The sequence below is a fragment of the Marinomonas dokdonensis genome, assembly GCF_052747885.1.
The window spans coordinates 123,506-149,003 of sequence record NZ_JBRAND010000001.1 but is presented as its reverse complement, the minus strand read 5'-3'; the positions used below and the strand labels follow the sequence as shown (position 1 = coordinate 149,003).

Annotated in this window: 22 protein-coding genes; 14 read left to right on the top strand and 8 right to left on the bottom strand. The window is 45.6% G+C overall.

Features of this window, described 5'->3' with window-relative positions; genetic code table 11:
- The first annotated feature begins 16 nt into the window (after positions 1-16).
- The 6 genes from ACUM5Y_RS00665 to fadA all read left to right on the top strand — a co-directional run bounded on the left by ACUM5Y_RS00665 (position 17) and on the right by fadA (position 6,726).
- Positions 17-583, top strand: a complete 567-nt coding sequence (locus ACUM5Y_RS00665) for a DUF2889 domain-containing protein (protein ID WP_445974922.1) — start codon at positions 17-19, stop codon at positions 581-583.
- Positions 576-1,334 carry an enoyl-CoA hydratase-related protein gene (locus ACUM5Y_RS00660; RefSeq protein ID WP_445974921.1) on the top strand — a complete coding sequence of 253 codons (759 nt, stop codon included), beginning with the start codon at positions 576-578 and terminating at the stop codon, positions 1,332-1,334. The genes ACUM5Y_RS00665 and ACUM5Y_RS00660 overlap by 8 nt, the downstream gene beginning before the upstream one ends.
- Before the next feature lie 242 nt (positions 1,335-1,576).
- A complete protein-coding gene (locus ACUM5Y_RS00655) occupies positions 1,577-2,329 on the top strand; it encodes an electron transfer flavoprotein subunit beta/FixA family protein (protein WP_445974920.1) in 753 nt (250 codons plus the stop codon).
- Positions 2,326-3,255 (top strand): electron transfer flavoprotein subunit alpha/FixB family protein, encoded by a 930-nt coding sequence (locus tag ACUM5Y_RS00650; protein ID WP_445974919.1) that lies wholly within the window; start codon positions 2,326-2,328, stop codon positions 3,253-3,255. Before ACUM5Y_RS00655 ends, ACUM5Y_RS00650 begins: the two co-directional genes overlap by 4 nt.
- Before the next feature lie 116 nt (positions 3,256-3,371).
- On the top strand, positions 3,372-5,522 hold the full coding sequence (gene fadB, locus ACUM5Y_RS00645; protein WP_445974918.1) for a fatty acid oxidation complex subunit alpha FadB: 2,151 nt from the start codon (positions 3,372-3,374) through the stop codon (positions 5,520-5,522).
- Between the two features lie 28 nt (positions 5,523-5,550).
- Positions 5,551-6,726: an acetyl-CoA C-acyltransferase FadA gene (fadA, locus tag ACUM5Y_RS00640; protein WP_445974917.1), complete on the top strand. Its 1,176-nt coding sequence runs from the start codon at positions 5,551-5,553 to the stop codon at positions 6,724-6,726.
- A gap of 89 nt (positions 6,727-6,815) precedes the next feature.
- Here the strand turns inward: fadA and codA are convergent, their stop codons facing one another.
- The 3 genes from codA to codB are packed head-to-tail and all read right to left on the bottom strand — an operon-like array spanning position 6,816 to position 10,571.
- Positions 6,816-8,069, bottom strand: coding sequence for a cytosine deaminase (gene codA, locus ACUM5Y_RS00635; RefSeq protein ID WP_445974916.1), 1,254 nt, complete (start codon positions 8,067-8,069; stop codon positions 6,816-6,818).
- A 7-nt stretch (positions 8,070-8,076) separates the two neighbouring features.
- Entirely contained in the window at positions 8,077-9,318 is a 1,242-nt protein-coding gene (locus tag ACUM5Y_RS00630; protein WP_445974915.1) for a PucR family transcriptional regulator, read from the bottom strand.
- Positions 9,318-10,571 carry a cytosine permease gene (gene codB, locus ACUM5Y_RS00625; RefSeq protein WP_445974914.1) on the bottom strand — a complete coding sequence of 418 codons (1,254 nt, stop codon included), beginning with the start codon at positions 10,569-10,571 and terminating at the stop codon, positions 9,318-9,320. The genes ACUM5Y_RS00630 and codB overlap by 1 nt, the downstream gene beginning before the upstream one ends.
- A gap of 374 nt (positions 10,572-10,945) precedes the next feature.
- Between codB and katG the strand changes: the two genes are divergently transcribed.
- The 4 genes from katG to ACUM5Y_RS00605 all read left to right on the top strand — a co-directional run bounded on the left by katG (position 10,946) and on the right by ACUM5Y_RS00605 (position 15,081).
- Positions 10,946-13,156: a catalase/peroxidase HPI gene (gene katG / locus ACUM5Y_RS00620; protein WP_445974913.1), complete on the top strand. Its 2,211-nt coding sequence runs from the start codon at positions 10,946-10,948 to the stop codon at positions 13,154-13,156.
- A 188-nt stretch (positions 13,157-13,344) separates the two neighbouring features.
- Positions 13,345-13,737 (top strand): MAPEG family protein, encoded by a 393-nt coding sequence (locus ACUM5Y_RS00615; protein WP_445974912.1) that lies wholly within the window; start codon positions 13,345-13,347, stop codon positions 13,735-13,737.
- Positions 13,738-13,764: 27 nt separating this feature from the next.
- On the top strand, positions 13,765-14,043 hold the full coding sequence (locus ACUM5Y_RS00610) for a hypothetical protein (RefSeq protein ID WP_445974911.1): 279 nt from the start codon (positions 13,765-13,767) through the stop codon (positions 14,041-14,043).
- A 105-nt stretch (positions 14,044-14,148) separates the two neighbouring features.
- Positions 14,149-15,081, top strand: coding sequence for a DMT family transporter (locus ACUM5Y_RS00605; protein WP_445974910.1), 933 nt, complete (start codon positions 14,149-14,151; stop codon positions 15,079-15,081).
- 13 nt (positions 15,082-15,094) lie between these two features.
- Here ACUM5Y_RS00605 and ACUM5Y_RS00600 read toward each other — a convergent pair whose 3' ends face one another.
- Positions 15,095-16,660 carry a glycosyl hydrolase family 79 N-terminal domain-containing protein gene (locus tag ACUM5Y_RS00600; protein ID WP_445974909.1) on the bottom strand — a complete coding sequence of 522 codons (1,566 nt, stop codon included), beginning with the start codon at positions 16,658-16,660 and terminating at the stop codon, positions 15,095-15,097.
- A gap of 57 nt (positions 16,661-16,717) precedes the next feature.
- On the opposite strand from ACUM5Y_RS00600, the gene ACUM5Y_RS00595 reads away from it, so the two are divergent.
- Complete coding sequence (locus ACUM5Y_RS00595) at positions 16,718-17,314, top strand: lipocalin family protein (RefSeq protein WP_445974908.1); 597 nt, start codon at positions 16,718-16,720, stop codon at positions 17,312-17,314.
- A gap of 3 nt (positions 17,315-17,317) precedes the next feature.
- Here the strand turns inward: ACUM5Y_RS00595 and ACUM5Y_RS00590 are convergent, their stop codons facing one another.
- Together ACUM5Y_RS00590 and ACUM5Y_RS00585 are read right to left on the bottom strand one after the other, a co-directional pair.
- Complete coding sequence (locus ACUM5Y_RS00590; RefSeq protein ID WP_445974907.1) at positions 17,318-17,893, bottom strand: hypothetical protein; 576 nt, start codon at positions 17,891-17,893, stop codon at positions 17,318-17,320.
- A 46-nt stretch (positions 17,894-17,939) separates the two neighbouring features.
- Positions 17,940-18,458, bottom strand: a complete 519-nt coding sequence (locus ACUM5Y_RS00585) for a DUF6882 domain-containing protein (protein ID WP_445974906.1) — start codon at positions 18,456-18,458, stop codon at positions 17,940-17,942.
- Between the two features lie 441 nt (positions 18,459-18,899).
- Between ACUM5Y_RS00585 and ACUM5Y_RS00580 the strand changes: the two genes are divergently transcribed.
- The 3 genes from ACUM5Y_RS00580 to ACUM5Y_RS00570 all read left to right on the top strand — a co-directional run bounded on the left by ACUM5Y_RS00580 (position 18,900) and on the right by ACUM5Y_RS00570 (position 23,290).
- Positions 18,900-19,199, top strand: a complete 300-nt coding sequence (locus ACUM5Y_RS00580; protein WP_445974905.1) for a hypothetical protein — start codon at positions 18,900-18,902, stop codon at positions 19,197-19,199.
- Positions 19,200-19,634: 435 nt separating this feature from the next.
- Positions 19,635-20,453 (top strand): hypothetical protein, encoded by an 819-nt coding sequence (locus ACUM5Y_RS00575; protein ID WP_445974904.1) that lies wholly within the window; start codon positions 19,635-19,637, stop codon positions 20,451-20,453.
- 446 nt (positions 20,454-20,899) lie between these two features.
- Positions 20,900-23,290, top strand: a complete 2,391-nt coding sequence (locus ACUM5Y_RS00570; RefSeq protein ID WP_445974903.1) for a methyl-accepting chemotaxis protein — start codon at positions 20,900-20,902, stop codon at positions 23,288-23,290.
- Positions 23,291-23,361: 71 nt separating this feature from the next.
- On the opposite strand, the gene trpA is transcribed toward ACUM5Y_RS00570, so the two are convergent.
- Both trpA and trpB read right to left on the bottom strand, forming a co-directional pair.
- Entirely contained in the window at positions 23,362-24,144 is a 783-nt protein-coding gene (trpA, locus tag ACUM5Y_RS00565) for a tryptophan synthase subunit alpha (protein ID WP_445974902.1), read from the bottom strand.
- Positions 24,141-25,400, bottom strand: coding sequence for a tryptophan synthase subunit beta (gene trpB / locus ACUM5Y_RS00560; RefSeq protein WP_445974901.1), 1,260 nt, complete (start codon positions 25,398-25,400; stop codon positions 24,141-24,143). The genes trpA and trpB overlap by 4 nt, the downstream gene beginning before the upstream one ends.
- Positions 25,401-25,498 lie beyond the last annotated feature (98 nt).

Sequence of the window (25,498 nt, the reverse complement as noted above, 5' to 3'; positions counted from 1 at the left end):
CTCATAGGAGATGAAAGTGTCAAAGATCCAACGTACCTTATTGCACCAGCGTAATATAGAAACCCAAGGTTACCTTAGGGAAGACGGATTGTGGGACATTGAAGCGAGCATGAAAGACCTAAAAGCTCATGATGTTCGCAGAGAGTTTAATGACCGTTTGCTTCCCCAAGGTAGCCCTTTTCACGATATCCACCTAACCTTAACCCTCGACGATACATTCTTGATCAAAGATGTATCGGTCACTATGTCTGCTTACCCTTTTCCGAATTGCGGTAACGCAGCCCCTAACTTTCGTAAACTAATTGGCTCGCGAATCACCTCTGGGTGGAATCGCTGGTTAAAAGAGAACTTTGCAGGTCAACAAGGCTGCACCCATGTTTTAGAGCTGTTGCCCGTTGCGGCAACCACGGCTTTTCAAACCATGTGGGCGCCACTTGGGGAGAAATACCCAAGCCAAGTGCCAAAGGCGTTAAATAAGTTAGTGAATACTTGTCATGGTTGGGCGCAAGACGGCCCAATGGTACAAAAATTGGTGGACGAACAAGTCATTCGTTTGCCGGATGGAGATAATCCTCATGAGTGAATTTGTTACTGAAACGATTGAATCCAATGTACAGATATTGTGCTTGAATCGACCCGCTAAGAAAAATGCCATTACCTTAGAGATGTACCAAGCTTTAGCTGATGCCTTGCATCGGGCACAATCCAATTGTGAAATTAAAGCCACGTTAATTCATGGGGCAGAAGGGGATTTCTCATCGGGCAATGATATCAATGAATTTATTCATATTGCTCAAACCCCAGAGAAAATGGAACATACCATGGCTTTTCTGCAGGCCATAACGACTTACAAAAAACCATTGATAGCGGGTGTTGAAGGGCGCGCAGTGGGGGTTGGGGCCACCATGTTATTACATTGTGATATGGTGTTATCTTCCCGGGAAGCGCGTTTGCAGTTTCCTTTTGTACAGCTTGGTTTGGTGCCTGAAGCGGCCTCCAGCCATTTGTTACCGCAATTAGTGGGTCATCAAAAAGCGTTTGAGATTTTGGCTTTAGGTGAAGTCATAAGCGCCACCGAGGCACATGAATTACGTTTGGTGAACCACTTGTGTGAAGCGGGCGAAGCCTATGAAATGGCTTTTTCTTATGCCCAGAAGATCGCTACTTTACCAGTCGAAGCGGTGGCACTGAGTAAAGATTTGCTGAAATATCGTGCTCAGGATGATGTGCAAATGGCGCTCATGAGAGAAGGGCGTATCTTTAAAGACAGGCTACGTTCCGACGAAGCCAGACAGTCCTTTATGAGCTTCCTTTCCCGCAGTAAATCCGCCTAACTAAGCAATAAAACCAGAGGCCCTTTCTTTGTTAAGAAGAAAGGGCCTTTTTCGTTTTTATAGCAAAATAAGCCGTGATGATTTTTCAATTGATTGGTTTTGTTAGTTAACTGGCGTTTTTTTGTTATTGATGAAAAAACGTGAAGAACTAGTATAAGTCCTATACAAATTTTCATTCATCGTCTTTAGCATTAGGTGCTTCACTCACTAAAGACCCGTTTAAGAATAATAATGAGGATCTTATGAAAATCTTAGTATCCGTAAAGCGCGTTATTGATTACAACGTCAAAGTGCGTGTCAATGCCGATAACACGGCCGTTGATCTAACCAACACCAAAATGTCCATGAACCCTTTTTGCGAAATCGCAGTAGAAGAAGCGATTCGCCTTAAAGAAAAAGGCGTTGCCAGCGAAGTCGTGGTGGTTTCTGTCGGTTCCAAAGCTTGCCAAGAAACCCTACGTACCGCATTAGCCCTGGGTGCAGACCGCGCCATTCAAGTGGAAACAGAAGATCACCTAGATTCCCTTGTGGTTGCGAAACTGTTAGCAAAAGTCGCTGAACAAGAAGAACCAGAGCTGATCATCATGGGTAAACAAGCCATAGACTCCGATAACAACCAAACCGGCCAAATGCTGGCGGCACTATTAGATTACCCGCAAGCCACCTTTGCTTCGGAAGTAATTATTGAAAATGGTGAAGGCAAAGTCACTCGCGAAATCGACGGTGGCCTACAGACGCTTATGGTCACACTACCGGCTGTGGTAACAACGGATTTACGTTTGAACGAGCCACGTTTTGCTTCCCTGCCAAACATTATGAAAGCTAAACGTAAGCCACTAGAAGTAAAAACAGCAGCAGACTTAGGGGTTGAAGTGAGCTCAAATGTCAGTGTTGTTTCAGTAACGCCTCCAGCACAAAGAGCGGGTGGTATTAAAGTTGGATCGGTTAGCGAACTTGTCGAAAAATTGAAAAATGAAGCGAAGGTGGTGTCATGAGTATTTTAGTAATTGCTGAACACGACAATCAATCTCTTAAAGGTGCTTCCCTAAATACCATTACAGCGGCAAGCCAAATAGGTGGTGATATTCATTTGCTTATTGTAGGGGCGAATTGTGCCTCAGTAGCAGAGCAAGGCGCTAACGTTGTAGGTGTTAGCAAAGTCTTAGTGGCAGATAACGCTGCTTATGAGCATCAACTGGCAGAAAATGTTTCCAAGCTTGTCGTAGAGTTAGCCCCAGCTTATAGCCATATCTTGGCGCCAGCGACTACTACTGGCAAAAACGTACTGCCACGTGTCGCCGCTTTGCTAGATGTAGCACAGCTTTCCGATGTGATTAAAGTTGAAGCTGAGGACACCTTTGTTCGACCTATCTACGCTGGTAATGCTATCGCTACGGTGAAATCAACGGATGCAACGAAAGTGATGACGGTTCGCTCCACAGGTTTTGATGCCGCCGTTGCAGAAGGTGGCAATGGTCAGGTTGAAGCGGTTAGCACAGTAATTAACGCGGATCGTAGCCGTTTTGTGGGTGAGCAATTGGCTCAATCTGATCGCCCAGAACTGACTGCGGCTAAGGTAATTGTTTCCGGTGGTCGAGGTATGGGCAGTGGTGAGAACTTCCAGATTTTGGAAGGGGTTGCTGACAAACTTGGCGCGGCCATTGGTGCTTCTCGTGCTGCTGTGGATGCGGGCTTTGTGCCAAATGATCTTCAAGTAGGCCAAACCGGTAAAACTGTGGCACCTGAGCTCTACATTGCAGTGGGTATTTCCGGTGCGATTCAACACTTGGCAGGTATGAAAGACTCTAAGGTTATTGTTGCCATCAACAAAGACGAAGATGCGCCAATTTTCCAAGTGGCAGACTATGGCTTGGTAGCAGATTTGTTCGAGGCCGTGCCAGAGCTAGAAAAAAGTCTGTAACTTGTAATAAGCAAGCGCAGCAGCGAACGAACACAAGACCAAATAAGATTTTAACTATTGAAAACTGGTAGCGGTGCCGAGCACCGCAATCATAATAAAAACAAGTGGAGGCCAGAATGATCTTTGAAGGACAAGCCATCAAAGTAACGATCGATGATGTTGGAGTGGCAACAGTCACTCTAGATCTTGCCGGAGAGTCGGTAAACAAATTTAATAGCCTCACACTCGGTGAGCTAGGGCAAGCCATTGATGCTTTGAAGCATACAGACGATGTGAAAGGGCTAATCTTTAGCAGTGCCAAAGACGTTTTTGTCGTGGGTGCAGACATTACAGAGTTTATTTCTTGGTTTAAATTGGAAGACCAAGAACTGACCGACAAATTACGTGTTGTACACGACCTATTCGATGATATTTCCAACCTGCCTTACCCAACAGTGGCGGCGATCAATGGTATTGCGCTTGGTGGTGGTATGGAACTAAGTCTAGCCTGTGACTATCGAGTGATGGCAGACAGCGCAAAAATTGGCTTGCCGGAAACCCAGTTAGGTATTTATCCAGGTTGGGGTGGCACAGTGCGTTTACCTCGCCTTATCGGTGCAGATAACGCTTGTGAGTGGATCTGTGGCGGCGCCCAAAAACGCAGTGAAGATGCACTTAAAGACGGTGCTGTCGATGCAGTTGTTCCTGCTGAAAAAGTCAATGATTCAGCCCGTCATCTTGTTCAGCAAGTATTGGATGGCAAGTTAGACTTCCAAGCCCGTAGAGAGCAAAATCGTGCTCCTTTGCAATTCTCACCCATTGAAAAAATGATGGTGTTTGAATCGGTACGAGGTGTAGTAGGTGCGAAAGCGGGTAAGCATTATCCTGCGCCTATGGCGGCCATTAAGACCATGGAAAAAGGCATCAGCCAAACCATGGAGAAAGCCGCAGAAACTGAGATTAAAGGTTTTATTAAACTTGCCAAAGGCCCTGTGGCTAAGTCATTAGTGACACTATTCCTGAGTGATCAAGCGATTAAGAAAAGCGCTGGTAAGTTAACCAAAGGTGTAGCGCCGGTTAAGCAAGCCGCGGTATTGGGTGCAGGCATCATGGGTGGCGGTGTTGCCTACCAATCGGTATCCAAGGGAACGCCGATTATCATGAAAGACATTCGTCAAGAAGCCTTAGACCTTGGCCTGAATGAAGCCAACAAGCTTTTCAATGGCCAAATCAGCCGTGGTCGCAGCACAGCGGAAAAAGCCCTAAAAGCCATGAACGGTATTACCCCAGTATTGACCTATGGTGAGTTTGGTCAAGTGGATCTCGTGGTCGAAGCCGTAGTTGAAAATGTTAAGGTGAAAAAAGCGGTATTGGCGGAAGTAGAAGGCCATTTAGCGGAAGATGCCATCTTAACGTCCAACACTTCGACCATCTCCATCACCGAACTTGCGAAAGACTTAAAGCGCCCAGAAAACTTCTGTGGCATGCACTTCTTCAACCCAGTACATCGTATGCCGCTAGTGGAAGTTATTCGCGGTGAAAAAACCAGTGACGCGGCCATTGCTAAAACGGTTGCCTACGCTCAAGCCATGGGCAAAACCCCAGTGGTGGTGAATGATTGTCCGGGCTTCTTGGTAAACCGAGTTTTGTTCCCATACTTCGCAGGTTTCTCATTGCTGATGCAAGAAGGGGCAGATTTCCAACAAGTGGATAAAGCCATGGAGAAATTTGGCTGGCCAATGGGCCCTGCCTACTTGCTGGATGTGGTGGGTATTGATACGGCTTACCATGCGGACCAAGTGATGGCTGAAGGCTTCCCAGATCGCATGCAACATGAAGGTGTTAATGCGGTAGATCGCTTGTTTGAATTGGAACGTTTTGGACAGAAAAACGGTAAAGGTTTTTACCAATATGAAGCCGACCGCAAGGGTAAGCCGAAGAAGATCTTCAACGCGGAAATCAATGAGCTGTTAGCCCCAGTGGTGGCCAGCCAGACAGACCTGAGTGAAGAAGACATTATTGCCCGCATGATGATTCCACTGTGCATCGAGACGGTTCGTTGCCTAGAAGAAAACATCGTAGCATCGGCATCAGAAGCGGACATGGGACTCATCTATGGTATCGGTTTCCCTCCTTACCTTGGTGGTGCGCTGCACTATCTAGATCAAATGGGGCTGCAAGCTTTTTGTGAACTTGCAGATAAATTCAGTCACCTAGGTAAGTTGTACGAGCCAACCGCAAAAATGCGCGACATGGCGAAAAACGCACAAACTTACTACGGCGCATAATTTCCCCATAGGGTAGAGGAGTATTTTCATGAAATTGAATCCAAATGATGTCGTTATTATCGACGCAGTACGTTCGCCAATGGGTAAAACCAAAAACGGTGTGTTCCGTCATGTACGTGCCGAAAACTTATCCGCAGAATTGGTCAAAGCTTTGTTTAAGCGTAACCCAAATGTTGACCCAAATGATGTGGAAGACTTGATCTGGGGTTGTGTCAACCAAACCCTAGAGCAGGGCTTTAACATGGCCCGTGCTGTGGCACTGTTAGGTGGCTTGCCAATCACCAGTGCTGCGCAAACTGTTAACCGCTTATGTGGTTCTTCTATGTCGGCCTTGCATACCGCAGCTCAGGCTATTATGACCGGCCAAGGGGATGTATTCGTCGTCGGTGGTGTGGAGCACATGGGTCATGTAAGCATGATGCACGGGGTAGACGTGAATCCAGCATTGTCTAAACACATGGCGAAAGCTTCCATGATGATGGGCGTAACCGCGGAAATGCTCGGCAAAATGCATGGGGTTAGCCGCAGTGCGCAAGACGAGTTTGCCGTACGCTCCCACCGCCTAGCCCATGAAGCCACAATGGAAGGCCGTTTTGCTAATGAGATTGTTTCCCTAGAAGGCCATGATGCCGAGGGCAACAAAATCTTGGTTGAAGTGGACGAAGTGATTCGCCCAGAGACTTCTATGGAATCTTTGGCTGGGCTGAAGCCGGTATTTATGCCAAAAGTGGGCACAGTGACCGCGGGTACCTCTTCTGCTTTGTCTGACGGTGCATCAGCCATGCTGATGATGTCGGCACAAAAAGCTCAGGACCTTGGCTTAACGCCAATCGCTCGAGTACGCAGTATGGGCGTGGCCGGTTGTGACCCTGCTATTATGGGGTACGGCCCAGTACCAGCGTCGAAAAAAGCACTGAAACGTGCTGGCTTGACCATTGCAGACATTGAAATTGCTGAGCTAAACGAAGCCTTTGCCGCACAATCTATTCCGGTTCTGAAAGACCTTGGCTTATTGGATGTGGTGGATCAAAAGGTAAACCTAAACGGTGGCGCCATTGCCCTTGGTCATCCATTAGGCTGCTCTGGTACGCGTATTTCTACCACCTTGCTAAACGTTATGCGTGAGAAAGATGCCACCCTAGGTCTTGCTACCATGTGTATTGGTATGGGACAGGGTATCGCTACCGTGTTTGAGCGCATCTAACGAGCAAGTGATAACCCGCTTGTATAACAACAAAGCCCCATGTTCACAGAAGTTGAACATGGGGCTTTTTTTATGAGCTTTGTTATGTTTTAGAGGCTGTTGCTCACCCAAGGTTGGCTAAGAATTTTAGCTGGCTGGCGCTCAACAATGATTTCCCCCTTGCGAACCGATAGCAAGACTTCCCCTTGCTTGCGCAACACACTGTAGTCATCAAAGCCTTCTAGGATAATAAAGTTTGCAGGATTACCCACCTCAATACCATAGCCTTCTAAACACATAGTCTTGGCGCTGTTATCTGTGATCATATCCAGCGCACGAGCATAGTCTTGGTAACCCATCATTTGGCAGATATGCATGGCGTAATCTAAGGTGCGTAGCAGCTTGCCGTTGCCCAAGGAATACCAAGGGTCAAAGATAGAATCTTGCCCCAAACAGACATTAATATTGGCTTCACGAAGCTCTTTAACTCGGGTGACACCACGGCGTTTCGGGTAAGTATCAAAGCGGCCTTGTAAGTGAATGCTCTCGGTAGGGCAGGAAATAAAGTTAATTTTAGAGTTCTTCAACAGGCGGAACAGTTTGGAACAATAGGCATTGTCGTAAGAGTGCATGGCGGTGGTATGGCTGGCAGTGACTCTTGGCCCCATGTCGTGAAACAGCGCCTCACACGCTAGGAATTCTAAGAAACGCGAATTTGGATCATCGATTTCATCACAATGCACATCCACTAAACAATCGTATTTTCTCGCCAGCTCTAATAATGTTTTTACCGACTTTTCCCCCAGCTCGCGGGTGTATTCAAAGTGCGGGATACCACCCACCACATCGGCACCTATTTGTAAGGACTCTTCCATCAGTGCCAAACCATTTGGGTAAGAGAGCATACCGTCTTGAGGGAACGCCACCACTTGCAGGTCAATCTTATCTTTAAGCTCGTCACGTAGGGCACATAAGGTGCGAATGCCGATCAACGAAGGATCGGTCGTGTCGGCGTGAGTTCGAATGGCTTGTACACCGTTTTGTACCAGCAGCTCTATGGTGGAAAGGGCGCGTTTACGAATGTCCGCTTCGTTCAACATAGGCTTGCGTTGGCGCCATCTTTCTATGCCTTCAAACAAGGTACCGCTCTGGTTCCACTCAGGCTCACCTGCGGTCAGTGCCGCATCAAGATGAATATGAGGCTCCACAAAAGGGGCGCAGACTAGATTGCCGTGGGCATTGATTTGGTCGTTTTGTTCCGGCAGCGCTTCGGCTTGAGTCTCAATGCTATGAAATTTGCCCTCTTTAATGGTTAGGGTGTGAAGATCATTAGAGTGGCGTAAACGGGCGTTAATAATTTGCATAAAAATCTCACTTAGAATAATCGGTAACTAGGCTCTGCTCATCAATACTATGGTGATGGAAAAGGACTTGTTCCATTAATAGAGCGTTCTGTAGGTTTAGACGTAAAAAAGGGTCTTGTAGAGAGTAACCAAGCCGTTGTTCAATTTTATTAAGGCGGTAACTTAACGTATTACGGTGAATGCCCATGGCATCGGCGGTCTGTTGTTGATGACCAAAATGGTTAAAGTAATGGTTCAGGGTGACTTTCATTTCCAAGGTGGCCGGGTCTTTTTCAAAACATAACTCACCAAGATATTGCTTACAAAAATCCGCGAGCAGGTTTCTTTGAGGCACCGCGGCAAAGAGTTTAGCAATGCCCAGTTGCTCATAGAAAAACAAGGTTTTGTGTTGATGCTTTACCGCAAATTGTAAAGCCTGCCGAGCTTGGTCCGTGGCAACAGATAGGGTGTGTAAATCATGCTGTAAATCACTGACGCCCATACAAACATCCACATCGCTAAAGCTTTTTTGCAGAAGACTCAGCATGCGTTCAACTTCATGGTAAAGGTCGGCGGTTTGATCATCATCCACGGGCCAAATAGCAAGGAAATCCTGCTGATAATTCAATACGGGCCAATCAATGCCTCGGCGTTTCAGCAGCTCACTGATTTGTTGCTCAAGGGCCTGTCGTGCCTTCAATAGGGCTTGCGGATCACTGTCTGCGGTAGGTGTGTCGCGTAAACGAATAGCTAAAGTAGAAAAGGCACGGGAGTCATGAATACCAAGCTCTCCTGCCCGTAAATGAATGAGCTCTGGAGCTTGGGCTTGGCCATTAATCAGCTTGGTTAAGAACAAGCGCACCGATTTACCCAATAAGTTATCCTGCACAATGGCATTACTGATGATTTCTGTCACTAAGACCATTTTCAAATCATAGGGTTGTTCTAAAATCGGCAAGTTGTGCTGGTTCGCCAGAGTGATTACTTGTTTGGGAATCTTACGAATGAACTCGGGGCCGGTGAGAATAACCAGACCAGCAACATGGCTGTCTATGGCTTCTCGGACCAGTTGGCAAAGGTTCGCTTCACTTCTTTTATGGTTAATTCCGGTGACAAACACCAGTTCGCCACCGCTCACCCAAGGTTGGATGGTGTCGTTTTCTGCCACATAAGGCCAGCGCACAATGCGCTGGCCTCCCTGTAATCCGGCTCTAAAGGTAATGTTCTCCAAGCCGGGTAGGCGAGGGATATCTGCACAACAAATGGTCATTAATTATTAAGCACCGCTTTTGTGTTGGTTGAGAATTTTGATGTTAACAGGCTGTAGCAAGCAAAAGCGACTAGGACTCCGACGATAGGAGGCATCACAGGCGAGAAATAAGCTGCCGCTGATGCTAAAACATAAGAGGCTAATCCTAGCCAGTTAAAGGCTGGAATTTGAGCTGTACTCAAGCTTGGGTATTGGCCTTTATGCTTGACCCAAAAGTCTGCCATGATCACACCGCCAATAGGTGGAATGAAAGTGCCCAGCAAAATTAAGAAAGGGATCAAGAAATTATACATGCCAAAGATCGCCATAACGGTACCAATCAGCGCGCCGATGAGTGTGATCAGGCGGCGTTTGTCGGTGCGTAGTAGGTTACAACCTGCGGCTGAAAAGTTATAAATGGTGTTGTCTTGAGTGGTCCAGATGTTCATGAACAACATTAACACCGCCAGCACCATAAAACCTTGAGCGAGCATAACATCAACAATGTCCGCTTGTTGGTAAATTAAAGTGCCTAGGGCGCCAGTGAGAACCATTAAACCGTTACCAATAAAAAACGCCGCCATAGTCGCCCATACGGCAATCTTGCCACTGCTAGCGAAACGGCTCCAGTTGGTGGCTTGCGTCGCACCACTAACAAAGGTGCCGATAATAATAGTGATGGCACTGGCAAAGCTCATGCTTTCACTTGGCTCTAAATTAAGTAGCTCTCCAATACCGCCAATGTCTACTAAGCCTGTAAACAGGCTGATCAAAATGAAAATAAGCATACTGGGTACGGCCACTCGGGAAATAATATCGATACCGCGCACACCAATTACCGCACTGATACAAAAAGCGAAACCAAATAAGATCATGAGTGGCGTCTGCCAAGCTTCGCTGATCCCTGTGACTTTAACCAATACAATGGCTAAAGTGGCTGTTCCCCAGGCATACCAGCCAATTTGGGTGAAGCCTAAAATAAAATCGGATAACTTACTGCCTAACTCACCAAAGCTAAAGCGCGCCATCAAAACACTATTCAAACCACTTTTAAAGGCAATGTAGGCCAGTGCTGCAGCGTAGACACCCAATAGTAAATTACCAATTAAGATCACCAGCAATAATTCGCTAAACGAAAAGGCTTTGCCCAATGTTCCACCTGCCCACATGGTGGCGGTAAAAAAGGTAAAACCTAATAGGATGACCGCCATAGGCAGTAAGCCTTGGCGCTCGCTTTTTGGAACTTCACTTAATGGAAAGTCTGATGGCTTCATTATTTTTTCCTTCGCAGGTTATGTAAAAGATACCCTAAACCTCTAGCAACTAATGAACCAAATCCTTGTCTTGTGGACTAACAAAAGTCTTTGTAGCCAGATGTACAAACATTCCAGCAAAACCTTATGCAAACTATACAAAGTGATGGCTTCACTAAGTGGATAGCCGTGAATCTCTCGTCTATGTTTGTTCTTGGAAATGGCTATGCTAAGAAGATAACTGAGCAACTGGAGGAGTAATAGTTTTGCTTTGCACTGTGGAAGGGCAGAGTGACTATCGTCTTATTAGGATAAATTTATTAGAAAACCCAGATGTTATCGGCTATAACTATCACTACAGACTTAACAAAGTTACACAAGCAGGAGAGATACAAATGTCTAGCGAAAGTAAATGTCCGTTTAACCACGGCAGTAAAGGCAATAACCAAGCAGCTGGTCGTGGCATGTCCAACAAAGATTGGTGGCCAAACCAATTAGATGTGAGCATTTTGCATCAGCACTCAGCAAACTCTAACCCTATGGGCGAAGACTTTGACTACGCAGAAGAATTCAAGAGCCTAGATCTTGAAGCATTGCGTAAGGATCTGTATGCCTTGATGACAGACTCACAGGATTGGTGGCCTGCCGATTACGGTCACTACGGTCCATTTATGATTCGCATGGCATGGCACAGTGCTGGTACTTACCGTACAGCAGATGGTCGTGGTGGCGCGACGTCTGGTACTCAGCGTTTTGCTCCATTAAATAGCTGGCCAGATAACGTCAACCTTGATAAAGCGCGTCGTCTACTTTGGCCGATCAAGCAAAAATACGGCCGTAAGATCTCATGGGCAGATTTAATGATTCTTGCGGGTAACTGTGCATTGGAATCTATGGGCTTTAAAACCTTTGGTTTCGCTGGTGGCCGTGTGGACGTTTGGGAACCAGAAAACGACATCTACTGGGGTAAAGAAGGCACTTGGCTAGAAGAAAGTGGCGGTAAAGACAGCCGTTACAGTGGCGACCGTGACTTAGAAGATCCTCTAGCCGCAGTACAAATGGGCTTGATCTACGTAAACCCAGAAGGTCCAGATGGTAAGCCTGACACTCTAGCTTCTGCTCGTGATATCCGTGATACCTTTGGTCGCATGGGGATGAACGACGAAGAAACCGTTGCCTTGATTGCTGGTGGTCACACCTTCGGTAAAGCCCACGGTGCAGGCGATGCGGCACAAGTTGGCGCAGACCCAGAAGCGGCGGGTATTACTGAGCAAGGTTTTGGTTGGAGCAACTCACAAGGTACGGGTAATGGTGCAGACACTATTAGTAGTGGACTTGAAGGTGCTTGGACAAAAGATCCAATCAAATGGGACAACGGCTTCTTTGAAAACCTATTCGACTACGATTGGGAATTGACTAAGAGCCCTGCAGGCGCGTGGCAGTGGTCGCCAAAAGGTACAGCAGGTTCAAACAGTGTGCCAGATGCCCACGATGCAACAAAACGCCATGCACCTATGATGTTTACATCGGATTTGGCACTACGTGATGATCCAATTTACGCACCAATTTCTCGTCACTTCTACGAGAACCCTGAAGCCCTAGCGGATGCCTTTGCTCGCGCTTGGTTCAAGTTGACTCACCGTGACATGGGACCACTAGCTCGTTACTTAGGACCTTTGGTTCCACAAGAAGAGCTAATTTGGCAAGACCCGATTCCTGCGGTAACAGGTGAGCAAATCGGTGCGGAAGAAATTACAGACCTGAAAGCACGTATTTTGGCATCTGGTTTATCTGTATCTCAGTTGGTGTCTACAGCTTGGGCTTCAGCTTCTACTTACCGTGGTTCTGATATGCGTGGTGGTGCCAACGGTGCACGTATTCGCCTTGCGCCACAGAAAGATTGGGCCGTTAACCAGCCTGAGCAACTAGCAAGTGTATTGAGCTCTCTTGAAGCTATTCAAGCGGAATTTAACCGCGATAGTGACAAAACGGTTTCTTTGGCTGACTTGATCGTTCTTGCCGGTTCCGTTGGTGTTGAAAAAGGCGCGAAAGCGGCAGGTATTGAGCTTGAAGTACCTTTCACACCGGGTCGTGGCGATGCCACACAAGAGCAAACAGATGTAGAGTCATTTGCGGTACTTGAGCCTATTGCAGATGGTTTCCGTAACTACCAAGCAGGCCAGTACACCACTTCTACTGAAGAAATGTTGTTAGACCGTGCGCAATTGTTAACCTTGTCTGCACCAGAAATGACAGTGCTAGTCGCAGGTTTACGTGTACTAGGCGCGAACACAGATGGTTCTAACCACGGTGTGCTAACGGATCAGCCTGAAACGCTTAGCAATGACTTCTTCGTGAACTTGCTAGACATGGCAACTCAATGGCAGGCGACTTCTCCTGCAGAAAATGAGTTTGAAGGCCGTGATCGCCTAACTGGTGAAGTGAAATGGACAGCAACCCGTGCTGATCTAGTATTCGGCTCTAACTCACAGCTAAGAGCTCTTGCTGAAGTGTACGCTTGCCAAGATTCACAACAACGCTTTGTGATCGACTTTGTAAAAGCTTGGACTAAAGTCATGGAGCTGGATCGTTTCGATCTTAAATAAGCGCTAGAACTCTTGTTCTAAGCTTCCATGTAATAAAAGCCTTGCCATAGTTTTATGGCAAGGCTTTTTGCATTCTAGAGTTTCATAATAGGGAGTTGAGCAAACGGTCTATAGTTGGATACCTTTTAGTATTATTGGGTTAGAATGCCAAGACTAACGGCGTCATTGAACGATGAGAGGTAATAAAAATGATAACAGCCTTATATGCAGCCATTCTGGCTATTTGGATTTGCTGGTTGGTGATTAATGTCGTTAAGAACCGAATCCGTAATCAAGTGGCTCATGGGGATGGAGGTGTGGATGCATTAGTTCTGGCGCGATCTGCCCATTCTAATGCCACAGAAACCATACCTATCGCGCTAATATTATTGTTTGCTTTAGAGTTTAACGGTGGGCCAATTTGGCTACTGAACATCTTTGGTTTGACGCTTATTTTAGGCCGCTTTATTCACGCCAAGGGCATACTTTCCGATACCCTTAAATACCGTAAACTCGGTATGCAGATTACCTTGTTTGATATTCTCTTATTAGCCTTGGCGAATCTTGTCTTTTTACCCTTCGATAAGCTGTTCAATTTTTAGCACCATCATCCAGTGATAAGGATCACTATGAATCTAGATAAAGCGAAAAAACGTTTGGCCAAAAAAGCCAAAATGGGGTTTAAAGGCTACCCGTTACTGTCATTGTCTTACTATGGTGAAACGGCAGAATTCGCCACCAAGGTCACCATTGCTTTTACCCTAGAGGAAGGCGCAGAAGCTCAAGAGCAAAGCTTTACCGGAGCGAATGTCAAAGAAGACGAATCTATTCAGTCAGCACTGGTAAAAATCCTTGAAAGAACCGATGCGAAAAGTCTGGTTGAAGAGCCAGGCATCGCTATTATCTAATCTTTCTGGTTGGGGCATTAGGCACTAAAAAGAAGAGCCTTTACCCCTTTGCTTTGCTGAGTATAATGCCTGCTTCAAATAGCTTTGTGGTTAATAGGGATAGGTATGCAAGGGAACAGTGAATTCTTTACTCGCCGATATGTGGTGTTCGCCTGTGCAGTGCTGTGCACCATACTTTGGGGCAGCTCATACCCCGCCATTAAAACAGGCTATGAGCTACTCAACATTCCCCGAGGAGACATACCTTCGCTAATGGTTTTTGCGGGCATGCGCTTTTTGTTGGCAGGCCTATTCCTCATTTTTATCAATAAGCTTCTTAAGCGTCCCAGCTTACCTTTGAACTGGCAGAACGTCCGCCAACTTAGCCTGTTAGGCGCCACACAAACCTGTTTACAATATGTTTTCTTCTATATTGGCGTGGCGAACACCACGGGTGTCAAAGCCTCGATCATGAATGCCACAGGCACTTTTTTTAGCGTTATCCTTGCCCACTATTTGTATCATAACGATAAGCTCAACCAGCGTAAGTTAGTCGGTTGTTTAGTGGGTTTTGCTGGCGTTTTCATGGTCAACTTTAGTGACTCATTGTTATCTATAGATTTCACCTTAGCGGGGGAGGGTGCTGTGGTGTTTGCGGCGTTTATTCTGGCGGCAGGCTCAATTTATGGAAAGCGGGTATCGCAAAATATGGACGCCATGCAAATGACGGCTTGGCAACTTGCAATCGGTGGTCTGATTCTCTTGGTTATCGGCTATGGATTGGGCGGGCAGTCTGGCGATTTTGGATTTTCAGCAACCCTGCTGCTTATGTACTTGGCGTTACTTTCGTCGATCGCCTTTGCCGTGTGGAGCTTGCTGCTTAAATATAACCCTGTGGGCATGATCACGATTTTTAACTTCCTGATCCCGATTTTTGGCACCTTACTCTCTGGGCTGTTTTTGCAAGAAGCTTTCCTAGAATGGAAAAATCTCATTGCTCTATTGCTGGTGTGTTTTGGTATTTACCTTGTCACCCGAGTAGGGGCCAGCTTGCGATAGCCCCAAGCAAGGCTCACATTTCAAAGCACCAAAAGTTAATGCTATAGGGGCTGACAATGTTCAGTTTGGAAAGCTTAGGGAAATCTTTAAGCTTTACCTTGGCATTTTTGAACTTGGGGCGAATACCATTGATACGCACTTTCTTACTGGTCAAGCTGTCTGCGGTTAGTTCGTAGCGGCGTTTTTTAGCACCAAAGTGTTGAGCCTGAATGATCTTTGGGCTGGCCGACATATTAATAATCAGCAGGGTGCATTTGCCTAGTTTCTTCGCCTTATGACAATACACCAAGACTTGCGGGTCAGAGCTGCTCACATCGTAAACCTCTTGTCCCATAAGCTTGTTCCACAACCAACTTACCCAATAATCTGGATTGGGCTTTAGGTTACGGCGGTTGATAAGCGCATAGTCGCCACCAATTAGGCTTTGCCTCACCATCACCTGTTGCCCCAGCTTAGCGCCGCGGCCTAATTGATCGGCCCACCAGAAAGACGACACAAAACGGTCGGACAGTTTTTCTTGCCCTCCGCACTGGGCTGAGCCGGTTTCACCTGTCCACAATTGAGCTTTTGGCCAATATTTATTGCGTTGGGTGCTTAGCTCACCACTGTATTTTTGATAGTCCAAGAAGGACTTAGGGTTGAGCAAATTTCGTAAGGTGGCGGCTCGGGTTTTCACCGGCGAGCGGCTGCTTTGAAAAGGGTAATAATGCCAGCTCACAATATCGATGGGTGCGGGCAAGTGACTCAAAAAGGGAGCGGTTAGGTTGCTAATGGGGCGAATGGTCTCGCCAATTTTTGGCCAAAAGGCGCTACCCGGCCCAGCAATTAGGCTGTTCGGTGAATGCTGTCGTACCGTCTTGATGAAAGTGCCGTAATCTTGTGCCAATTTATAAGCGCTGGGTTGGGCGGTTAAACCATGGAAGGCCCAATAGGCATTTAACTCATTACCCAGCTCACACACTGCAATGTTTTGCTGGTGTTGTTGGCTGTATTCTAAAAGAGCACGAACTTGATCGTCCTGCCAACGGCCATGGCTGAGGCGTGAAAACAAGCCGTATTTAAAGGTGAACATCAGGTCTAATGCATTGCGTTGGCAGAAGTTGTGTAAGCCGTCCCACATGTCTTGGCTGAGATACAGAGCATCGGCTTTGGTGTCTTGCTCAGATACCGAAGTAAAGTATTCCACCTTGTCGGCTTCCGAGCCGCCAACCCGAACAAAGGCGGGGCCTAAAGCAGAGACAAGCTTATCGAGTGGCGCCTGATCTAAATCTAATGGCGGTACTCGTTCTGTGCCTAAACCCCGTTTACTGCCAGTGCCACCTTCCCACCAAAAGCCTCCCGCCAAGACGGAGATATCAATCGAAAAAGATAAGTATTGCGGGTGTACACTGCCAATGGCTTGTTTGCTGTTTAAATTGATGGTGACATTTTTGCTGGTGAGGCGTCGCCTTGGAGGAGTGGTTGCAACACGTCTAAATTGGCGGATAAGCAAAACAGTACCTTTCACAGGGAAATAACCCCCATGATGCTTGGCGTTTATGACAAATTGATGATGTGCTGCTGATTTATCCCAAACCACAAGGCTATCCCTAGCTTGCTAAAATGTACTAGGATGTAGTCATTCAAGGTGAAGTGGATGCCAAAGCATGAGGCATTAACCATTCTACTCACCAAAATAAGATGGGAGCAGGGCATGAAATGGCTAGTGTACGTAATGACGTTTGGGTTGATCGCCTGCTCCAGTCAATCCAATAGGTTAGACCCTATTCAGGAACAAAAAATACAACCCTTTCTAGGAACTTGGTACGAAATCGTGCGCCAAGATCACGCTTTTGAAGAGGGGCTCACTAACGTTACGGCCACTTATCACTTACAAAAAGACGGCACCATAGCTGTGCTCAACAAAGGTTATTCTGCTTTAGATCGTGGTTGGCGCGAAGCTCAGGGGGAAGCCAGCTATGTTGCTTCTTCCAATGAAGGGCATTTAAAAGTGTCTTTCTTTGGGCCATTTTATGGCGCCTATGTGATCTTTGAGCTCGACAGTCGCAACCCTCAATACGCCACCATTGCCGGCCCCAACAAAGAGTTTTTCTGGCTATTATCTCGTCGCCCTCAAATGCCAGCAGGAGACCAGCAACGCATCTTAAGAGAAGCCATGTCCCTCGGGTTTTCGATGGATAAGCTGGTGCAGGTCAGTCACGGACAAATACCCACACCGAAAAACGAGCCTTAATACTTAAAAGAGTGAGCAGGTAATGCTCTGTTTGGCATTGTGCTTGAGGCAAACACTTTCGTAGGCGTTAGGGTCATTGAGCAGTTGATAGTGAGTGTCTGAATCGCGGCAACGGGCGATAAAACTTGCATGCTGGCTCTCGTATTTTGCAGTATTTAACTTCTTCTCTGTGGCTAAGTCTTCATCAAATACCGCACTGTCTTGCTGGGCAAGCTGTAAGCGTAAATCGGTTTCTAAATCGACTAAACGGTTATAGCGAATACGAATTTGATGGCAATAGCTGCTGTTTCTGTCCACCTCTTGGCATTCATCCATGACATCTTGCAAGTCAGCCAGTTCAGTGACCACACTGTCCAACTGGCTGGATTGGCTGGTGTTTTGTGTGGCTTGCTGCCGTGTTCCAGCATTTAAATCATCCAACTTGTCTTTCGTGGTTTTTAGCTGGGCTTCTTCGGCTAGGCAAGCATTGCCAAACGCCACTAAATCCATTGCGTGGGCGTAGGGCGCCAGGAGGGTAAGCACCACCGTGCTCTTGATAATGACGCTTGGTAAAAATAGGGCGTGTTTTAATTTATACATAGCTTCTGTCCTTGAATGCTGGTGGCAAAAGCGCGAAGGCGAATCGTTATTTGCCGTCTTTTGCCCAGTGTATATCGGTAATGACCATATAGGTATAGCCGTTTTCTGCACTGGTGCGATAGGCGCCTTTGGCTTTTAGCAAATAAGCGGTAATGGACGTCATGTCCCAGCCTTCGGCTTCGTTGGCATACCATTTTGCCTTGGTCAGCTCTTTATAGCGATGCTCTTCACCGTATTCTTTTACCAGATCCATACGGTTTTTAACATTCTCAAGAAACACCCCATTTGCCCAAGACCACAACCAAGTTTTGGTTTGGTTAGAAAGCGAGCCAACAAATTGAACCTTGGCGATCACCACAGGCTTATCATTGTTAGAAAACACCAAGGTGCCATTTTCTTGGTCCCAATCGAAACGCTCGTATTCACCAATCTTGTATTCTTTGATCAGGCTTTTTTGACGCTTGGAAAGATACTCATGGGCTGTGGTGACAAAGGCCTTCCATTGGGTGGCCTTAGATTGATTGGCATTTAGCGAGTCGTACAGGGATTTAAATAGCTTTTTCATAGATTCTCGAACAGATCACACTTGTATTTATAATACAAAATATACTATCTAGGCCAAGGGCTGAATACAACTCATAAACCGGCATTTGTTGCCCTTGGGGCCTTGTCAGTATGGATTAATACAAAGCTGAAAAAGCTCGGCAAGATGTAAGGTTAAGCCTCACATCGATAAAGATTATCAAGTAGTATGGTTACATTCATTTACACGGATTAATTTCAAGTAAACTGCTTACTTGCCAATGGAGAAAGAAATAACCATGGAAACCTCGAATTCCTCAAATGCTGCAACAGGTGATTGGCGAATTTAAGAAAGTGTAGCAAGTGAAAGGCATGGATTTTTCTTCCCGCTTTGAAGCTTTGGTCGAGCGATAGCAAAAGTGCTCGAAAGAGTGTGGGGAATGAGTTTTCCGTAATATACGAAGGATTTAAATTTGAGATGGTTATGAAAGTATCAGAGATATTTATTGAGGAGCCACGCCAGTGGGGCTTGCGTGGAGATCGTTTTTTATGGCGAGAGCTTAAGGAGTGCTTCGAAAGTGTCGATATGCCCAGTACACCGATAGCGCTTAAAGAATTAATCGAGGCGCAATACAAAGTTTCTACAGGGTATAGTATTAGTCATAAAGAATACTTTATGGTTGATCGTTTCAGACATGGTGGTATGTCGAGTGGATGTATATCCCCTAACTTTTGGGGGTCAAGAGGCATCCCTTTATTAGTCGGTCGCCACGTCACCCCATAACATTACATATCGTTTTAATATTCACTGTGGCACATCAAAAGCAACTTGTGAAAAATCAGATTTAGTGAGCTAGTACAACTGGATATTAGGTGTTCATAGGCGCTCTTTGATCATTTTTGATGAACTTAAAGTAGGTAGCCATAAGTTAGGTGAAAACAAAAAATATAAGGATTTATTTATGAGCCAAAAACTCGTGATCACTTTAGATGAAGCAACGACCATTAAATATTTAGAGTTGGCACAAAAAACAAACTGAAGCTGAATTGAATGCTGACTGTGAGCCATCTGGTTCAAGCCTCAGAATTGATATATCACCTGATCCATATGATTCCTATGTAAGTTGTGAAAATGATGAAATCGGTGTTGCTGTGGTACAGCTCATTAATGTTTGATTCCTTTTAAGCTAGTCTGACCTTCACTTTGAAGAGTAAAACTATGAATTCTTATAATGACCTTGCTCAGATCCTAGATGAATTGAACTTTGGGCGTTTCTATCAAAATAAGATTCGTAACGCTACGTCGGTCGTAAACTTTGGTGAGCGCAAAGGTAATATTAAGTTTGATTGCATTCGATCTGCTTCTGAAGCGTACAACTATAAACCGTCTGGCGAGTATTTGGTTAACATTGATCAGCAAATAAATTTCTCCGCAATAGTGTCAGAGAATGAGCTTATTTTGCAATGTATAGAAATCTTTGACTGGGGAGGAGTTCAATCCTCAAATATTATAGAGGCCATCACTCTTCATCGTAAAAGCGAATTGAAACCCTATCTTGCAGAGTGTAAAGCATGGTTTGAAAATGATCAGGATCTCTCAGTCGATATCGAAAGTAAAAGCTGGTCTAGTGGCTGGACTAAAGTCTTCTCACTTATGTTTGATCGAACTGCTATTTATGACTCAAGAGTTGCTGCTTATATTAACTATATTTTCGCCTGTTTCTATTCTTCGCTTGAAGAATCTGAACAGAAGGATGCTTTAACAGAGATAACAAAATATCTTGTTTCATTTCGCGGGGTGGCAGCCCGTATTCGGTGTTTGAACAGTGAATATCGGGCATTACTTGGTATTGATATTAAGCCCCAGAATAATGAGCGTAACTTCAAGGCAAATAAAGTGGCATCGTGGTTTCTGAGGTACTTATGTAAGTTAGAGTATGGTGAAGTCACTCAAGAAAATTTTAGGAAAATTGATAAAGCAATGTTTATGTTAGGTTTTGATATTAAGCAAATAGATTCTACTGCTCCCTTTAAGTAGAAGCTGTCTGTGAAGTATTTAAAACGGGTTTTTCGCACAGATTTTTTAAAGGATTTGGCTGGAATAGAGACGGTGCTAGGGAACTATCAGCGTTGAGAATTTCTGGAAGTAACCAGTCTAGATAAAATCCAAGAGCGACCTCAAGAGTTGAAATTTGCTTGGAAGGGTGTGTTTGAAAAACAAGAGGCTTTCATCACTATTGGACTAAAAGCCCACTGGGTCTCATGCTTGTGACCCAGAGTTTATAGCGTCGATAAGTCGCGAATATCCTAGAAAAAGTTCAATATTATTAAGCTAGGTCAAATATTTAGCATAAAAATATAGGCTCAGGCTTCTATTTTTCGAAAAGCCTTGCGATACTTATTTCAAGGTGACTTTAGTAAAAGTTAATAGTTGATAGTTAAGAGTTGTAAACCGTACTAGCATAACTATAAGGGAAATGAATCATGGCTTTATCAATAAAAACGCGTTTGATTTTGATGGGGACTCTTCTGGCTTTTGTACCAACCATTATTGTTGGTTTGATTCTCAGTGAGAACGCTTTAAAAGAAGGCAGCGACGCCCTTAAAGCCAGTGCGAATAAACAACTCATCGTGTCACGAGAGCTCACGGCGCAATCTATTGAAACCTATTTCTCCTTTATTGAAAGCCAGGTCAGCAGTTTGGCGCAAAATACGGCCACTCTTGAAGCAACGACAAGTTTCCGTAAAGCCTTTAGCGAATACCCTTTAGCCACTTCTTCTAGCACAGAGCAAAAACTCAAAGACTATTACACTGGGGCATTTGATAAGCAGTTTAAAGCGTTAAACAGCGGTCAGTCGAGTAACCCGAACCAACTGGTCGCAGGTCTCAGCCCTGTGGCTAAGGCTTTGCAACAAACCTACATCAGTGAAAACCCAGCACCATTAGGCGAAAAAGATAGCCTAACTACTGCCAATAATGGCTCTATGTACGATCAAGTGCATGGCAAATTTCATCCAAGTTTCCGAAATTTCCAGCAAGAGTTTGGCTATTATGATGTGTTTATTGCCGATGCTCAGACAGGGCATATTATTTACAGTGTGTTCAAAGAGTTGGACTTCGGTACTTCTTTATTAACCGGCCCTTATAAAGATACTGGTATTGCCAAGGCCTTTAATATGGCGGTGAAAGACAATAAAAAAGGCGCGTCTTACCTAACGGATTTCTCTCCTTATGGTCCTTCTTACAACTCCGCTGCCTCTTTTACCTCATCCGGTATTTTTGAAAACGGTAAAATGGTGGGTGTACTTATCTTCCAAATGCCAATCGATAAAATCGAAGGGGTCATGTCCCACCATAAAAAATGGCAGGAAAGTGGCTTAGGCAAAACAGGCCAGACCTACATAGTAGGCCACGATTTGTTGATGCGAAGTAATGACCGTACTTTGCTAGAAGATCAGCAAGCCTTTAATGCTAAGAGCGAACAGCTAAACATTTCCGCTTCAGTATTAGAAAAAATCAATACCCGTGGCACGACCATAGAATTATTGAAAGTCGAAACCGATGCGGTAAAACAGGCAATTAATGGTAAGTCTGGTATTGTTGCTTCTTCCAACTATTTTGGTGAAAAAACCTTAAGTGCTTTTAGGCCCCTAAAAGTATATGGGATGAATTGGATCATCATCAGTGAAATACACGAAGAAGAAGCGCTAGAATCGGTCAGCCAGTTACAAACTGTCATCCATACAAATCTCGCGATTGTGTCTGTTATTACGTTGATCATAGGGGCGCTACTTGGTTTGCTATTGGCTAAGGTTATTGTGAAGCCGATTGATACCATGGTTGCTCTTATGCATAACATTGCCGAGGGTAATGGTGATTTGACGCAGCGTTTACCAGAGAAAGGCAATGATGAGCTAACCGAACTTGCCAAGGGCATTAATAGCTTTACTGATCATATTGATTCGACCTTCTCTACAGTTTTGGCCTCGGTGGTAAGGCTTAAACCTATTTCTGGCGATATGGCCGATGTGAACTTTGAGTTAGCCGCCGCCACTCAGCAACAAAAAGAGCAGGCGGATCTTGTGAATGTTTGCTTAGCCGATACCAATGACTCAACTAAGCAGGTAGAAGACGAGCTTAAACTGATAGGTTCGGCGACGATTGAAGGCAATGAAACCGTTCATAAGAGTGGTCAGGTGGTCATTAAAGTTGCGGATGTGATGGCTGAATTGTCCGAAGAAATCACCCTTGCGGTAGAAGCTTTATCTACCTTGAAGGACGATACAGATAGAATTGCAGGCATCATAGATGTGATCAATGGTATCTCTGAACAAACAAATCTGTTGGCCTTGAATGCCGCGATTGAGGCAGCCCGTGCTGGGGAGGCTGGCCGTGGTTTTGCCGTGGTGGCGGATGAAGTCCGAACATTGGCATCGAAAACTCGTCAGTCTACCGATGAAGTTGCGGACATGGTGGGAGCGATTCAAAACGGTACCGAGAAAGTGGTTCAGCGCATGGAGAAGAGCAAAGAAAATGCGACTCGCTCTTCTGGTTATGCCACCGAAGCGACTGAGTCGTTGGCCAAAATTAAAGCAGCTATGGAAACCATTTCCGATAAGGTCGGCCATATTGATCTTGCAGTCGAGAACCAGCAGAAGAACTTCCTAGACGTAACCTCTCATTACGAAGGTATGCGTCAAAGCTTTATGAAGATCAATGAGCAAACGAGCCATTCTTCTAAAGTGGGTAAAGATGTCATCAAGCTGGCAGACAATATTATGGATAACATTAATCGCTTCCAAATCACGGATAACAATTGGTCGACTGACCGCCGTAATGAAATGCGTGACAACGAAGACGGACAGAACAGCTAAAATAAAGGCGTTAGGAGCAAGAGGCTTCTAACGCCTTGTCATTTAAGTGCTTAGCCGCACTGTCTTGCTTGTTATTGAAAGAGCTTTTTGATCAATTCAATCGCGTTTTCCTGCCCCCCATCATTGTAAGCGTCCAACAAGGCTGAGCCTATAATAGCTATGTCAGCTTGCCCCGATAGCTGCTCAATGTGTTGTCTCTCTCGTAACCCAAAACCTACTCCAAGCGGTGTGTTTGTGTGTTGCTTAATGCTTGCCAAGTAACCTTCTAAAGAGGCTTCTTTATGGCTTTTATAGTCGGAGTTGCCTGTCACGCCGGAGCGTGCCACACAGTAGAGAAAGCCTTGGCTTTGGTTGGCCAACATAGCGAGCCTGTCACTAGGTGTGGCTGGGGTAACAAGCCAGATAGGGTCGATGTTATTTTCCTGGCAAGCCTTTCGAAATACACCAGCCTGTTCGATCGGTAAGTCGGGTAAAATAATGCCAAGAATATTTTCCTCTGCAGCCCGTTTAGCAAGTTTCTCTAAGCCGTATCGATACATTGGATTGAGATAGCTCATGAGAACAATGCGGCTTTGAGGATATTGCTTAGCAAGTTCGCCTAGCTGCGCTAAGCAAGTTTCGACATCCAGTTCTTGTTGTAAAGCTTGGTGGCAAGCCGCGACTATACTTGGGCCGTCTGCTACTGGGTCAGAGAAGGGAAATTGCACTTCAATGAAGTCAACGCCTTCTGCCATGAGTCGAGCCATCCACTGTAAACTTTCTTCAACGCTTGGGTAGCCATAGACCACATGAGTCATGGCTAAAATGGATTTTTGCTGGCGCTGTTGATGTATAAACTGCGTTAGTCGGCTCATGCGATTTCCTCCGTGGTTTGCTCTGGGGTTTTATAGGTTGCTAGGTATTCTCCTAAAAATTCTGGAAAGGTTTCATCTTGTACGGCTTTGGCTAGGTTGAAAATATCCTTATCGCCACGACCAGAAAGGTTAATAACGATACGGCTAGTCTTAGGCAAATTGGCCGCATCTTTAAAAGCGCCCGCTAACGCGTGGGAAGATTCCAATGCTGGAATAATGCCTTCTTTTTTGAGCAATAAGGTGCAAGCGTCTATTACTTCATCGTCCATGGCGTAGCTCATCTCAATGCGGCCTGTATCGGCTAGGTGCGCGATAATAGGCGAGACACCAACATAGTCTAAACCCGCAGCAATAGAGTGCGTCTCTTGTAATTGACCCGCTTGGTCTTGTAAAAACATGGTGGCAAAACCTTGCGCAATGCCCGGTGAGCCAAGATTGTGGGAAAGCCGAATGGAGTGCTCCCCAAGTTCTAAGCCTTTGCCTCCCGCTTCAATGCCTACCATAGAGACGTTTTCGTCTTCCACAAAAGGTAGGAATAAACCCAGTGCATTAGAACCACCGCCCACACAGGCATATAGACGGTCAGGCAGCTGACCAAATTGCGCCATGCTTTGTTGGCGGACTTCATCACCAATGACAGATTGAAAAAACGCCACCATTTCAGGGAAGGGCGCACAGCCACAAGAGGTGCCGATTAAATAATGGCTGTCCTCGTGGCTAGAAGACCAATCGCGCAGGGCTTCGTCTAGGGCATCTCGTAAGGTCTGGGCACCCGTTTTTACGGGAATAACCTTGGCGCCAAGTTGTTTCATCCAAAACACATTGGGGTATTGTCTGGCGATGTCTTTTGCGCCCATATAAATGGTGCATTCCAGACCAAGCCGAGCGGCTACCAACGCGGTGGCGATACCATGTTGCCCAGCCCCTGTTTCGGCAATGACACGCTTTTTACCCATGCGCTTCACCAGTAAACCTTGGCCAATAACGTTATTCATTTTGTGCGCGCCGCTGTGGTTCAAATCTTCACGTTTAAGATAAATTTGAGCGCCACCAAAATGTTCCGTCAAATTCGCACAAATGCTTAATGGAGTAGGGCGGCCTGAAAATTGTTGCCATTGGGTATGCAAATCAGCAAGAAAATCTGGGTCGTTTTTAGCTTCTTCAAAGGCTTTTAAAATTTGCTGTTGGCTGGAATAAAGAATCTCGGGAATGTAGCTACCGCCAAACTGACCATAGAAACCATTGTTACTTTTCATGCTGATCTCCTACTATTAATTTAACTATATCGTTTAGTTAATTTAATGGCTTTTAAGAGTTAGGTCAAGGGGTTGCTCTGTACAAAATTTGACAGGCA

What these genes read in the sequence shown, in the direction of transcription:
- ACUM5Y_RS00660 (WP_445974921.1), top strand. Translation starts at nt 576, where the DNA reads ATGAGTGAATTTGTTACTGAAACGATTGAATCCAATGTACAGATATTG.
- ACUM5Y_RS00655 (WP_445974920.1), top strand. Translation starts at nt 1,577, where the DNA reads ATGAAAATCTTAGTATCCGTAAAGCGCGTTATTGATTACAACGTCAAA.
- ACUM5Y_RS00650 (WP_445974919.1), top strand. Translation starts at nt 2,326, where the DNA reads ATGAGTATTTTAGTAATTGCTGAACACGACAATCAATCTCTTAAAGGT.
- fadB (WP_445974918.1), top strand. Translation starts at nt 3,372, where the DNA reads ATGATCTTTGAAGGACAAGCCATCAAAGTAACGATCGATGATGTTGGA.
- fadA (WP_445974917.1), top strand. Translation starts at nt 5,551, where the DNA reads ATGAAATTGAATCCAAATGATGTCGTTATTATCGACGCAGTACGTTCG.
- codA (WP_445974916.1), bottom strand. Translation starts at nt 8,069, where the DNA reads ATGCAAATTATTAACGCCCGTTTACGCCACTCTAATGATCTTCACACC.
- ACUM5Y_RS00630 (WP_445974915.1), bottom strand. Translation starts at nt 9,318, where the DNA reads ATGACCATTTGTTGTGCAGATATCCCTCGCCTACCCGGCTTGGAGAAC.
- codB (WP_445974914.1), bottom strand. Translation starts at nt 10,571, where the DNA reads ATGAAGCCATCAGACTTTCCATTAAGTGAAGTTCCAAAAAGCGAGCGC.
- katG (WP_445974913.1), top strand. Translation starts at nt 10,946, where the DNA reads ATGTCTAGCGAAAGTAAATGTCCGTTTAACCACGGCAGTAAAGGCAAT.
- ACUM5Y_RS00615 (WP_445974912.1), top strand. Translation starts at nt 13,345, where the DNA reads ATGATAACAGCCTTATATGCAGCCATTCTGGCTATTTGGATTTGCTGG.
- ACUM5Y_RS00610 (WP_445974911.1), top strand. Translation starts at nt 13,765, where the DNA reads ATGAATCTAGATAAAGCGAAAAAACGTTTGGCCAAAAAAGCCAAAATG.
- ACUM5Y_RS00605 (WP_445974910.1), top strand. Translation starts at nt 14,149, where the DNA reads ATGCAAGGGAACAGTGAATTCTTTACTCGCCGATATGTGGTGTTCGCC.
- ACUM5Y_RS00595 (WP_445974908.1), top strand. Translation starts at nt 16,718, where the DNA reads ATGCCAAAGCATGAGGCATTAACCATTCTACTCACCAAAATAAGATGG.
- ACUM5Y_RS00590 (WP_445974907.1), bottom strand. Translation starts at nt 17,893, where the DNA reads ATGTATAAATTAAAACACGCCCTATTTTTACCAAGCGTCATTATCAAG.
- ACUM5Y_RS00585 (WP_445974906.1), bottom strand. Translation starts at nt 18,458, where the DNA reads ATGAAAAAGCTATTTAAATCCCTGTACGACTCGCTAAATGCCAATCAA.
- ACUM5Y_RS00580 (WP_445974905.1), top strand. Translation starts at nt 18,900, where the DNA reads ATGAAAGTATCAGAGATATTTATTGAGGAGCCACGCCAGTGGGGCTTG.
- ACUM5Y_RS00575 (WP_445974904.1), top strand. Translation starts at nt 19,635, where the DNA reads ATGAATTCTTATAATGACCTTGCTCAGATCCTAGATGAATTGAACTTT.
- ACUM5Y_RS00570 (WP_445974903.1), top strand. Translation starts at nt 20,900, where the DNA reads ATGGCTTTATCAATAAAAACGCGTTTGATTTTGATGGGGACTCTTCTG.
- trpA (WP_445974902.1), bottom strand. Translation starts at nt 24,144, where the DNA reads ATGAGCCGACTAACGCAGTTTATACATCAACAGCGCCAGCAAAAATCC.
- trpB (WP_445974901.1), bottom strand. Translation starts at nt 25,400, where the DNA reads ATGAAAAGTAACAATGGTTTCTATGGTCAGTTTGGCGGTAGCTACATT.